The following is a 12870-nucleotide window of genomic DNA, read 5'->3' on the forward strand; positions in this document are numbered from 1 at the left end:
GATACATACGTTACTACAATAACCACAGATATCAATGGGGACGTAAAAAGATGACTCCTGTGCAATACAGAAATCATCTTTTGTCTGTGGCTTAATATGAACTTCAAGTCCTTTTTTTCAAGTGTCCTTGACAAGGGGTACAGATTAGTGGCGCCTCTCTTTTTGTTTTTATTATGATTAATATATGAACTGACTTACTAGAAGCTATATAAAATGAACTATTCTTTTACACGTTAACGGAGAGGACAGAAAAAACCTGGAAAAGCGAAGCGCTCGCCTTTATCACCGGATTTTTCCCTTTGAGAAAGGAAATTCAAAAATCTGGGGATAACAGCGATTGGAAGGTTCTTCTGTCATCGGAGTGGACTGTGTAAACTCTTTAGTTCAACTTATATAAACATCGAACTAATCCAGATAAGAGCTCAACGCGTTCGCATCCGGTTGCTTTTTAGTCTGGATACTGCCAGCTTTGGGAGCCTCCAGACCTAAGCGTTCACTCATACCTGCATTAATTGCGGTCATTTTGGCTGTATAGTCATTACAACTTTCAATAATACGGCGATTTGACTGCTCTGAAAGATCAAGTGCCGACATCAAATCTCCAATAGCCTGATTAACCGATTCCATCGACATCGCCGGTTTAGCTAACAGATCATTTGTTTTTTCAGTCGTGGTACGCAGCAATCTTGCATTCTCCTTGAACTGTTCTTCAATCGTTTTATTCGTGGCTTCCACCGCCGAAATGACCTTCTCCTGATCATTCAAAGCCATCGCAATCATCGCGGATACCGTGATCAGATTTGCCGTTTTATCAATCGCATTGTTTACGGAATCAATCAGTTTATCATTGTTATCATTAATAATATCGGTAGCTGCAATGGCCTGATTATAGAGCATAATCATCTCGGTCATGGATTGTGTACGCGTAACGACCTTTCGCAATCCGCGCTCCAAGTGAGCCTTGCGGTTCTCATTTTCCGGCTTGGCAATCTCCGCCTCGAATAGTTCCTTCAACTGATTACCAAAAGCAATTTTGGTTTGCAAGTTATAGATTTCCTGAATCGAAGAGCGTTTTAACTGGCGCATGCTTACGATGCTCTCTTCCAAATTGTCCTTGCCATCTCTCAAACCATTAATGATACTATCAATGTTGGTTCTGACAGACTGGTAGCGATAGACATAGTTTTTCAGTGGGCTTTTGCGAAGTAATCGTCCTACAAAACTGACATTTTTGCTCTGCTGCAAGCTTTCACACTCATCTCGCAGTTTCAGAATCATCGTCGACACTTCTGCCCGATTGCCAGACATCAGATCATTCACTGGTCGATCCAGCATTTTCAGCGTTTGACCCGCCTTTTCTTGCGTTTTGACACCCAGTTTGCCGATATCATCCATTAACATATCCAGCTGAACAACATCCGTCTGCGATACTTTTTGGATTAATTGGCTCGCTTCCTGGTTAATTCGTTGCTGATCATCCTGCTTCAGTTGAATATATTCCGTTGCCATCGTAAATCCCTCCTATAATTCGGAGCTATTATACCTCTGATGAATAAGCTCTGCTTTGTTCTGAAGCTCCATTAAATCCTTATGTTCAATGGTAGATACAATCTCTGAAACTTTGGAATCAACATCCTTCAGACCATTTAACAACATCCGACGATTGTTGCGCTTCGCTTCTCCGCTCAAACGAAGGAAGGGATTAATAAATCCATTGAGATCTTTCAAAATCAATCTGCGCATCGTATGGTTAATATCACCATTGTTTAACTCTTTTAGTGCCGGAATGACTCGTTGTAATCTGGCAAACAAGGCTAACGACTTCTCTACAATTTCATTGTCCAGTTCATTTTTCTGCCCTTCGGAGATCACCATATCCTCCAGCACTTCAAGATACTCAATAACCGGCCCAAAAACAGGGTCCATATCCGTGTGTTTATGCTTTGAACTGACTGCGGAAGCGCTCGTCATCTCTGCTTGTCCAGTTGTTGGATGGATTCGCTGATTAGCTGAACGTTCCACTGTACCCTGCTCACTGGGTGCACTATTCAACGTTGAAGGTTCAGGGTGTCGATTTGAATCCAATGTCTTCACGACTGTCTCACGCTGCCTAGATGGGATCAGGGCACCAACCATTGTCGCCAAAGCCGGAATGGCCCAGGTTACAAATTCAGGGACAAAAAAGCTGCTTACAGCGGCAAGACCATACCCGATCAGTGCGCCTAGTCCAATTTTTGTTTTGCGTAACATGTATCTCTTCCTCCTGCCCGTAACAACAATTCGGTATACAATGAACAAATGAAGACTACACTTGATCACTTCGCTCCGGTGTAACTCTCAAGATCATCTATATAATCGTATTGTAAAAAAATCAGTCGGAAGGTGTCAATGTTTGGAAATGGTTCTTTAATGATTCCTAACCTTCTGCTCATTCATGATTAACGGTTGCTCCACATGACTGCCCAGTATGCCAAACTGTGGATTTAGAGGCTCTACCTCATAACCCATAGCCAGCTTTACAGCCAGATAAGGAAAATTGATTCCTGAAAGACAAGACACATGCAGTCCTCCAGACATCCTTGGATTAATCTCTAGCAGTTTGGGGGTATCCTTCTGGTATTTCATCTGAATGTTGAAGTTATATGGAATGTGATACGCACTAGCAACCTCGCTGGCGATCTTCAACAGATCAGCATTTTCTTCAAGCTTTCTTAAACGCCCGCCTGCTTTGCGGCGAGGAACAGCCGCCAGCAGATTCCCTGTACTGTCGGCCAGGCAATCAATGCTGTACTCGTACCCTTGGAGCCTTTCCATAACCATGAGGTTAGGAAAGGAATCTACAGAGGAAAAGGCATGAAACGCGTCTTCGAAAGAAATACGATTCTGGGTGTGCCCTGACAGTTCCTCCAGCGGATTGCGACTATTGTCGATCACCCTGAATCCCATGCCACCTTCACCGTTGCAAGGTTTAAAGCAAACCTCATGCCCTGCACCAGTGAGTGCTTCATAAGCCTGTTTAAATTGAGATGCATTGCTGACGGTGTAGTAATCGGGAATGCTCATAATTCCGAGTTCACGAACAGATTCATAGAAATGATCCTTCTCCATCAACTTTTCCATTAATTCTGTATCTCTGCAAACCAAGACCTTGGTCCCTATCTCTTCAAAGAGATGCGTATTTCGGCTGATATCCAGCATGTGAAGACGCGGGATAAATACATCAATCTGATGTCTGCAGCAAAAATCAACACAGAAATCAATATACTCTTTTCCTGTCACCTTTGGTTCCAGCTCTGCATGATCACATGCCTGAAGCGCCATGTTGTTCGGATCAGAATGTGTGCCATAGATTTCGAACTGCATCCCATCTTCGTTGTTTCGAATCATATTCATATAGTGATACGCCACCGAAAACCAGCGATTAAAATATATACGAGTCTTGGTCATGAGACAACATCTCCTATCGCAGTGTGGTGTATGGAATGGACATAATCTAATATTTCGTTCGCAGCAAAAATACCGGATTGTTCAGTGAATTGGTATTGAACTGCTTCAGGATTCCGCTGTTTCTCCCGGTATAACTCACCGTGTCGTGGTGCAATAGCATAATCCGCAAAGTCGAGCAGACAACGATCCAATAAGGAATCACCGGACGCAACAACAGGTACAGTGCCAATCTGATGGCGAATATGTTCTACCGCAGTAGCTTTATTCACCACAGAAGGAACAAGATACAATTTGCGTCCTTGAATGGAAGCCTCCCAGCCCAGTGATTCCAAACTCTTGATCTTCTCTGCAACTTGCTCTACCGGCATACGATCACGATGAATAACGAAAGCATAAAACAACTCATCACACAGCCGTTCCCCTACAACCCAATCCCCGCTCAACACATCTTCAAATATGTGGTGCACCTCGGCAGCCGTTGCTGAATGCTCTTGAAGCTGAGAACGAACCTGTTCGTTCCAAGCCGGATCGACCTTGCCGTTAATCAGAATATTTCCGCCATTGCTGGTTATCGCATAGGACGGAATAACCTCTTGCTGAAAGATCTGTATGCGCTGATACTGGACCACTGTCCGTGTCGTTACAGGAACGAACAGGATATCCTTGGGGAGTGTCATCAGTTGATTCAACGTCTCGGCAGACATAAAGGCAGATAATTCACCACGAATCCATTCTGCTGGAACCAGCCCAGGCGTATCCTCCGGAACGCCCATAGAACGACGAGAATAGACCAGCGTTTGATCCAAATCACTTGCATAGATCATTCGCCGCCCCCCCTTACAGATCGAATGATGCCACAACATGAATAACTTAGCCCAGGGAACACCTCAACGGGAACACCACGATCTTGAGCAAGTAGCATAATATGTTTCAGATTAGGATTGTTCGGACGATCGATCAGAATTTTCCAAGGCACACGGCGCAGCAATACCCGTGTCGTCTCTCCAATCCCTGGCTTGATCAGGTTTACATCCTGGATATCAAACGTCTGTTGAATGAATTGGATATCCTTCATTCCCTGCCATGTGACTTCTGGAGGCTGGACTATTGCATCCTCTGCTTGAAGCGAGGCCTCCGTCTCAACTTTGGGGAAATATTCTGCAATCTTGTCCACATACATCGTCGACAGATCAGAAGAAGTCCACTCCTTGTACCATTTGGCCCCATGGAAGTCATCCGGTCCGATGAGGTCATCCCTCAGCACCGTACGACTCATTAAGCCCGATACGGTCGAGTTCAGACAAGCGCTGGGGATCAAATAATCTTCACGAGTGCCATAAGTATCTGAACAATGACCCGGATCAGCTAGCACTGCCAGATTATCATCCAACGGAATGCCATAACGTTTATTCAGGCTATCGCAAGCATCTACAAGCACCTTGCGAATGGCCCCTTTGCCTGTCCAGCCATCAATGAATTGGATTGGCACATCCACCCCATGCTGTTGCCAAATATATAAAATGGCATTCTCATCTATCCCTTTTCCGCGGATAATGGAAATGCTGTAATGAGGCATGTCCACATTATATTTCATGGATATATAACGTTTGACCAGAATGCCAATGGGCGTTCCAGCGCGAGCCAGCGAGACAAGAACCGTGTTCAATCCCCGCTTGCGTACAATCATCTCCGCTACCGTTGCGGCGGCTCTGGCTACTTTTTCCGCGGATTGTGCTAATGTCTCGTGAAATAGCTCAATATATTCATCCGAAGGGTGGTACTCCACAGGCAGCATCTCTGAATAATGCACACCCGACTGAATGGCTTGTTCACGCTCCCCGGTCTCTTTTTCTAATGAAATATTACTTAAATCCTTCAACAAAAATATAACATCGGACGGGTCATAACTTCCCATGGGCTCAGGAGGTTTAATCTGGTTCTTTAATATACTTTCGATTGCAGGTAAGTTCATCGCTTGTTTTCTCAGCCTTCCTGTGTAGCACCGCAGTACACCACATGTATTTGCTTACATCCGAGTTGTAACAACACATCAAGCATAGGCCGCATACGTTCCTCTGGCATATGTCTTTCCATCAAAACAAAAATCTCATCATATTGCCCAGGTAATATGTTGTAGATAAAATTCCGAACAGCTGGATCTTCCGGAGAGGCATATCCTTCACCTGAAGTCACCGCATATCCGGGGCGATTCACCGTATAAATCGGACTGCGAGTCGTAGACTGATAACGAACACCGTCGCCCATTTCAGATGCAATTCGCATCGGAATATACATAAACTCCCCCGTTCCCATAACAAGGGTTCGGTGTCCCTTCCTTTTTTCACGTAAAATGGATGCAATCCTTGATATACCAGCACTTAGAATCGAGTTACATCCGGAATGAATGCCGAATCGCCCAGTATACCTAAGATAAGGAAGCGAACATCGATTCCCTTCGGAATCTGCAGATACCCCAGCCCAAGGCTCCAGTTCACCTGCTAAAGAGATAATACTTATCTCGGATGAGCTTTCAGGAACCCGCTTCTCTTTCGAGACATCCATTTCCGGCTCACCTGTCACCCGAATTTTCCCTTTTAACAAAGAAAGAGGCGTGATTGTTATTCCTAATTCGTTTTCCAATGAAGAAAATCGTTGTTCATCTGCATCTGTACGCCAGTCCAGTAAAGACGCAATATAATATTGCTTACGCGGATAACTACGCTGAATATCCCGAATGATGTTTAACGTGGTGTTGCCTGTTGTAATCTCATCATCTACAAGCACAAGTGGCCCCCCTTCTGCGAGGGAGGTAGAGTCCACTGCATAACAGCGGTGAGACATCGCATGGGAATGCTCCTCCTCGAACTGGATATCAGGTTTAATCTCGGGAAGGTATTCTCTCGTAGAATGAATGTAAGTTGCTCGGTTAGCAAATAGCTCGTACATACTGTGGCCCAAAGCTGTGGCCGTTTCGGCAAAACCAACAAAGCGCACATCTTCAGGCAAACTCATCTGCACACCCATTAGATACTCATAAGCCTCACGAGCCTTCTCTGAATCGATCAATCCGCGAACCATTTGCTGCTTCCACTCTGTAATATGCTTGTCTTCTCCGTGCGTTATATCCTCATACAACAGAACTGCCAGGGCAGCACCACTTAATAGGGAAGTATAGGGATTAACAGCAATATGCTTTCCAAGCAGCTTACTTACAAAGAGGAAGGATCTTTTCTTATTCAGGCGTGCCGCCATGGAAAACAAGTTTTCCAACGGGATTGCGAGCGGATTATGTGTAGCTTCAACGGTGACTTCGAACTGATCAAGAATAGGAAACGTAAGTCTGTTCGTGCTTGGGCAGGAGCCCGACAAAATGCTGCTGTTCATGTAACACCCCATATATTTGTGATCGGATCAAGATTCGTTTAGCCCAACTTAAATGCGGTTTAATTTCGTTCATTTTATTCGTATACGTGCTTTTAAAAACACCCAGGCTCCCGTCATTTCGAGATAAAATCCCYTGTGCGTCCATGAATTCTTCATGCGTAACCACATACATGGCCTGAACGGGTTTGATCTGTGTCGGATGAATGACGGTTTTACCTATAATGCCGTTTTCCTTATCCATCATCACTTCACGCATGAGTCCGTCCATGGAGTTTGTAATATATTTCATTCTGAGGTTCCGGCCTGTCTTGCCAAGAGATTCCTCAAATGGCGTCTGCCTCAATTGGGGTTTGAATACACGTTCACGCTGGCTAAAATACTCCCAGACCGGCCCGGATATCACATATCCCTGATCTGCACGCCCGAATAAATTGACAATATCAGCTATGCAGTCACGTATCGTTGCAATGTCGTAAATCGTAAGCTCCGGGCTTCGCCTCAAACCAAACAGACTTGAGAAATCCGTGGCTCCGATTCGGATGTTCAATATATATGGTGCATACTCATCCACGATCTGTTTCAGATCGATTAAGGTCTGCCAACGCGTCTCTCGGTAAATGACTTCCGCCGTCTCCAAAATGGGCATCGCATATAAGAGTGGATGTGAGCGATCTTTCTGCTGATTATATTGGTGAACAAGCTGCATATAAACTCGTCCATTTTCACAGCTAAACTTCGGCAATACAACACCTGTTAAAAGAGACATCTTTTCTCCCAGCATTTCAATAAGATGTTCCAGTTGTTCAGGGGATCTCATCCGGACAAATAATAAAGGCATCTGATTCGATGACAACTTACCCGTTTCCATGTATTCTGCCAGTAGTCCAAGTTGCTGAGACAGACATTGCTCCGCAAACTCGACTTGCTCGTCTCCTACCGCATCTTCCAGATCCATGATGATCGTTGTAAGCCCTTCATGTTTGCGTTGCAAAATATCGTCTGCTATATGCGGACGTGTGGCCGGCATGTACAAAGCAGCCCCAACAGCGTATGCCAGTATTTCTTTGGAGGTTCGATGACTAAACGATACGGGCGAAGAAAAAAACAAGGCATCTTCTTCCTCTGCATTCAAAAAACTAAAGTATTTCAGGTTATTCTCCTCCTTGCACTTCTGACTTGAAGTCAGTTCTGCATCATAAAATAAATGCTGTCGGGGTATAAAAACCAATCCCTCCAAGATGCGGAGGGATTGGTTAGTAGATGTGGAGATTTTCAAAACTAAGCCTGGCCTTGATTTTCTTTTTTCTTTCTTGCGGAGCTCATCAACATAGCTCCTACAAAGACAACAATGAGTAACGAGAAGAAGAGTACGTTAGGGATATGGAAGCCAAAAGCACTCAACATCATTTTGATGGAAATGATCGCAATAAGAATAAATGCCGCTTTTTCCAATTCAGGAAATTTGTCAATGAGTTTGAGGAATACTTGTGCAACTCCACGCATCATGAGTACCCCAATAATACCTCCGAGGAACAACACCCAAATCTGCTCACTGATACCAMATGCAGCAATAACACTATCAATACTGAAAGCAATATCCATCAGTTCGACCATAAGTACGGTTTTCCAAAACGAGTATTGCTTTCCTTCCTGATTCTCCTCTTCCTGAGGTTTGAATAGTCCCTTGTAGGCAATATACAGGAGGTATAACGCTCCGAGCACCTTGACCAAGGTGATCTTGACGAGGAATGTTCCCAGCCCGATGGCAATAAATCTAAAGATATAAGCACCCAAAATACCATAGAACAAGGCACGTTTCTGTTGCTCCTTAGGCAAGTGCTTAACCATAACAGCAAGAACCAACGCATTATCTGCAGACAAAAGCCCTTCCAGCAAGATCAAACTGCCGATAATTCCCCAACTTACGGGATCGGAGAGAGTAGCCACAATCTCGGTCCAAGAAAAAAAATGGCCGTAATTCTCACTAATACTTCTAAAGAAATCACTAAACATGAACAGAGAGCCTCCGCTAACTCAAATTGTTATTTACTGCCGGCAGTCCAGCGCATACCCCATCCATGGGCTTCATCCAGAGCGCGGTGTCCATTATAGAACTGAACAATCCTCTCAATACTAAATGTTTCATCATTTACGTTGCTGAACATAGCAATTCCACACATCCCTAAGGAACTTCCATATTCATTCATTCGCACGATAATATCCGGGCCGTCCTTCTGGTTAATGGTAACGACGCCGTCGGCTTGCGACCAATTGGTAACCCCTTCATAAATGTAGGTGAATACAAGGAGTCGGTTGATTTCGGAAATACGTGCACCATTAATACGCAGATTCTCTCCCGTTTTCACTGAACCTGTCCGGTCATCCCCATCCAAAGCGATATAGGGATACCTATTCAAAGAACCAAACGATTCCCCTAACGCCTGGATTACTCCTTTGCTGCCATCTTTCATTTCGAAAAGGCAACCCAGATCCAGATCTACGCTCTTGTTTCGCCCGAACAATCCCCGACTGGTCTGTTGATTCCAGTTCAGATTAATTAGAATCTCACCAAGTCCACCTGCATTTTTCTTCAGGTTGATGGTATCACCCTTTTTTTTCAACTCAATCTTGCTCAGGTTCAACTCGATCTTGGGTTGAGGCGGTAGAACTGGTGGAGCAGGAGGTTTCGGCACAGGCGGCTGAGGCACTGGGGGGACGGGCTGTGAAGAGGATGTGTCGTTCTCCACACTCACGCCAAAGTTACTACACAGTGCATCCAGTCCACCAGAAAAACCAGCACCTACAGCGTTGAATTTCCATTCTCCGTTATGTCGATATAACTCGCCAATAACGATCGCCGTTTCCACAGTAAAACCACTAGCTAAATCATAGCGTAACGCTTCCTGTCCGCTATTCGCATGACCAAAACGAATATAAGTATTCTGAACCTGGCTAAAACTCTGATTTTTGGACTCACCTTCATAGATCGTCAGACTGAACGCAATCTTTTCGATACGCGCAGGAATCAGGCTCAGATCAATATCGAACTGCTTTTTATCCGATTGCTGCGGTGTATCCTTATAGGTAATAAATGCGGTTGTCGGTTGATTATAAAAGATAAAATCTTCATCACCGGATACTTTTCCGTTAGCACCAAGCAGGAATGCAGACGTGTCAAGCTCAAGAGCGGGAGAAGAATCCCAGCCAATACCTACCGTAAGCCGGGTAAGCCCGGGATTCGTTTTGGTGAGGTCCGTTTTTTGCCCTTTGACGACCGTTACAGCCATAGCAGATTCACCTATCCTTCTCTTATTTCGCGTCTAGTCCATAATTCTGGCATAACGCGGCGAGTCCGCCTGCAAAACCACTGCCGATCGCCTGGAACTTCCAATCCGCACCCGAACGATAGAATTCACAGAAAACAACAGCCGTCTCGGTGGAGAAGTCTTCTCCCAGGTCGTAACGCAAAACTTCGCGATCACTGGAGGCGTCTACAACACGAACAAAAGCGTTGGATACCTGACCAAAATTTTGTGCACGTGCTTCATAATCATAGATCGTTACTGTAATACCAATTCTGGTGATGTTGGCAGGGACCTTACTGAAATCCACGATGATCTGCTCATCATCCCCGTCTCCCTCACCCGTGCGGTTATCTCCCGTATGAGTTAAAGATCCTGCGCCGCCTGTTGGATTGTTATAAAAGACAAAATCATCTGTCCCTTTGGCTTTACCATCCTCATGAAGCAGGAAAGCGGAAGCATCCAAGTCAAAATCGACTCCGCCACTATATTTGTTGGTATCCCATCCCAGGCCCACGACAACTTTAGTCAAACCAGGGTTTGTTTTCGTCAGATCAATCCGCTGTCCTTTAGCCAAGCTAATCGTCATCTATTCGTCCGCCCTTCTTTTCTGCAAAAGATTTTAATGTAATGAAAAGGAAAACCGCCAAATCGACGGCTTTCCTGTCCTGCTATACATTCACAAGCTGATTATCAACATTCTATTGCAAGCCGTAATCCCGAGTCAGTCCAACCAGACCGTCTTGGTAGCCACTACCGATTGCGCTAAATTTCCACTCACCGCTGTGACGATACAACTCTCCAACGACAACACCTGTCTCAATAGAGAAATCTTCGCCCAAATCAAAACGGATCAATTCTTCGGAATTCGCTTCGTTTACAATACGTACGTAAGCGCGTGATACTTGTCCAAAGTTTTGGCTGCGCTCCTGCGCTTCATAGATGGTAATGGTAAACGCAATTTTCTCAACATCAGCCGGAACGTTAGGCAGGTCGATTTTCACTTGCTCATCATCGCCATCGCCTTCTCCAGTGCGGTTGTCACCTGTATGCACGACAGAACCGTTCTCATTTTGCGGATTATTGAAGAAAATAAAGTTTTTCTCCCCGTTTACTTTACCGTCAGCGTTAGCGCAGAATACGGAGACATCGAGGTCAAAATCTTTACCGCCGTCATATTTGTTTGTATCCCAGCCCAAACCTACAGTGATTTTAGCCAATCCCGGGTTCGTTTTTGTTAAGTCGATCTTCTGACCTTTGGACAAGTTAATAGCCATTCAAGATTCATCTCCGCTCACTATAATTTTAGTTGCTGAATTCATTTGAGGTAATCCTCATTTTTACGTATAACGACGAGCAAGCTCATCGATATGTACTGCATGTGCACCTTCACCAATAGCTGAGAATTTCCATTCCCCACCATGTCGGTACAGTTCACCACAGATGAGAGCTGTCATACCTGCATAGCTATCGGACAGGTTAAAACGAACCAATTCTTGCGAACTGCTACCATCCAGGATACGAATATAAGCACGTTCAATCATTCCAAAATCCTGTTTACGATTCACACAATCATATATGTTCACGACGATCAGAATTTTATGAACATCAGCAGGTACGACGGAGAGGTTAATTTTGATTTGCTCATCGTCCCCTTCACCTTCGCCCGTCAAATTATCTCCGGAGTGAACGACAGATCTACATAAACTCTGTTTGTTATGAAAACAAACCAGATTCGTTTCTTTGGTTAACTTTCCATTTTCACCTAATAGCAAAGCTGAAGCATCACAATCGATATTGGCTTGTTTTTTTCTTCCGAAAAACCCTTTCGAAGCTACAGGGTCCCAACCCAATCCGGCAATCACCTGGGTTAATCCAGCTTTACCTTTGGTTAAATCAATTTTTTGTCCCTTTACCAAGTTAATACCGGCCACTAATATTCACCTCCTTTCAGCTTTTCTCTCAAATCAACTAGAGACTAAACTCGCCCGGATTCAGCCCCAGAACAGTACAAATTTCTGTGACTACTCTGCGCTCTTGATCATCAAAGTTACCATCAGCAGCACCAATGGCACTGCACACACCCACAATGACACGACCTACTTCAGGTTTGGACTTGAACTTGGCAATCGCCTTCAAAGCTTCCTGCTTCCCGATCTCAGGAGAAAATTCGAAATTATTCACATAATGGTTAAAACGTTCGATCACCGTTGTCATGTCAAAAACTTTCAGTTCCTGACTCAGGTTAATATAACCCGCCATCTTGTTCTTTTCTGAAGAATCGACGGACCCATCTGCGAAAGCAACCAGAGCACAGCCAGCAACTACAGCATCCATAAAATCTTTGTTCTTGAATCGCTTGACTTGATCTTCCAGTCCCTGTTTGGTTGAATTGAGCCAATTCTTAAAAGAACTCATATGTACCCTCCGTTAACTTCATATAAATGCACTTATATCATTCAATACTCTGTAGAACTCTAGTATTCTGTTTACAGTTTAGATACCAGAAATAAACAGTTAAATTCTTCCTCAACTATACTCTTTTCTTTGTCAATTTTCTACAATAAAAAACAAAAATCAATCTTTTATACCATTAAATATTTTTTGTTAATATATATCGTATTTTTTTCATTTTTACTACATTTAATTACAATATTCGACATCGTAATTCGACAAAATAACCGACTATTAACACCATAGCAAAGAACATATTCACCCAGATTTATCTCCGAAATAT

The 12870-nt window shown here is 44.1% G+C and carries 14 protein-coding genes; 1 reads left to right on the forward strand and 13 read right to left on the reverse strand.

Annotated features, from left to right (window positions below):
- Positions 1-95, forward strand: a 95-nt coding sequence (locus tag AB4Z30_RS26250) for an IS3 family transposase (RefSeq protein ID WP_441929734.1), incomplete at its 5' end; no start/stop codon positions are given.
- A 310-nt stretch (positions 96-405) separates the two neighbouring features.
- Here the strand turns inward: AB4Z30_RS26250 and AB4Z30_RS26255 are convergent.
- The 13 genes from AB4Z30_RS26255 to AB4Z30_RS26315 form a co-directional block, all read right to left on the reverse strand.
- A complete protein-coding gene (locus AB4Z30_RS26255) occupies positions 406-1509 on the reverse strand; it encodes a toxic anion resistance protein (protein WP_441930372.1) in 1104 nt (367 codons plus the stop codon).
- A gap of 12 nt (positions 1510-1521) precedes the next feature.
- On the reverse strand, positions 1522-2250 hold the full coding sequence (locus AB4Z30_RS26260; RefSeq protein WP_441930373.1) for a hypothetical protein: 729 nt from the start codon (positions 2248-2250) through the stop codon (positions 1522-1524).
- A gap of 156 nt (positions 2251-2406) precedes the next feature.
- Positions 2407-3447, reverse strand: a complete 1041-nt coding sequence (locus AB4Z30_RS26265; RefSeq protein WP_441930374.1) for an ATP-grasp domain-containing protein — start codon at positions 3445-3447, stop codon at positions 2407-2409.
- Entirely contained in the window at positions 3444-4271 is an 828-nt protein-coding gene (locus AB4Z30_RS26270) for an HAD family hydrolase (RefSeq protein ID WP_441930376.1), read from the reverse strand. The genes AB4Z30_RS26265 and AB4Z30_RS26270 overlap by 4 nt, the downstream gene beginning before the upstream one ends.
- Positions 4268-5419 (reverse strand): cysteine protease StiP family protein, encoded by a 1152-nt coding sequence (locus AB4Z30_RS26275; protein ID WP_441930377.1) that lies wholly within the window; start codon positions 5417-5419, stop codon positions 4268-4270. The genes AB4Z30_RS26270 and AB4Z30_RS26275 overlap by 4 nt, the downstream gene beginning before the upstream one ends.
- An 11-nt stretch (positions 5420-5430) precedes the next feature.
- Entirely contained in the window at positions 5431-6831 is a 1401-nt protein-coding gene (locus AB4Z30_RS26280) for a phosphoribosyltransferase family protein (protein ID WP_441930379.1), read from the reverse strand.
- Positions 6767-7963 carry an HpcH/HpaI aldolase/citrate lyase family protein gene (locus tag AB4Z30_RS26285; protein ID WP_441930438.1) on the reverse strand — a complete coding sequence of 399 codons (1197 nt, stop codon included), beginning with the start codon at positions 7961-7963 and terminating at the stop codon, positions 6767-6769. The genes AB4Z30_RS26280 and AB4Z30_RS26285 overlap by 65 nt, the downstream gene beginning before the upstream one ends.
- A gap of 146 nt (positions 7964-8109) precedes the next feature.
- Positions 8110-8844, reverse strand: a complete 735-nt coding sequence (locus AB4Z30_RS26290; protein ID WP_441930380.1) for a TerC family protein — start codon at positions 8842-8844, stop codon at positions 8110-8112.
- Between the two features lie 29 nt (positions 8845-8873).
- On the reverse strand, positions 8874-10118 hold the full coding sequence (locus tag AB4Z30_RS26295; RefSeq protein WP_441930382.1) for a TerD family protein: 1245 nt from the start codon (positions 10116-10118) through the stop codon (positions 8874-8876).
- Between the two features lie 22 nt (positions 10119-10140).
- A complete protein-coding gene (locus tag AB4Z30_RS26300) occupies positions 10141-10722 on the reverse strand; it encodes a TerD family protein (protein ID WP_145333048.1) in 582 nt (193 codons plus the stop codon).
- A 112-nt stretch (positions 10723-10834) separates the two neighbouring features.
- Complete coding sequence (locus AB4Z30_RS26305; RefSeq protein WP_090917591.1) at positions 10835-11410, reverse strand: TerD family protein; 576 nt, start codon at positions 11408-11410, stop codon at positions 10835-10837.
- A gap of 63 nt (positions 11411-11473) precedes the next feature.
- Positions 11474-12067 carry a TerD family protein gene (locus AB4Z30_RS26310; protein WP_441930383.1) on the reverse strand — a complete coding sequence of 198 codons (594 nt, stop codon included), beginning with the start codon at positions 12065-12067 and terminating at the stop codon, positions 11474-11476.
- Positions 12068-12104: 37 nt separating this feature from the next.
- The gene (locus tag AB4Z30_RS26315; RefSeq protein WP_441930384.1) at positions 12105-12551 is read right to left on the reverse strand and encodes a tellurite resistance TerB family protein; all 447 of its coding nucleotides are present in this window, start codon (positions 12549-12551) and stop codon (positions 12105-12107) included.
- Between the last annotated feature and the right edge of the window lie 319 nt (positions 12552-12870).

The organism is Paenibacillus sp. 2TAF8, assembly GCF_052114825.1.
Taxonomy (GTDB): Bacteria; Bacillota; Bacilli; order Paenibacillales; family Paenibacillaceae; genus Paenibacillus.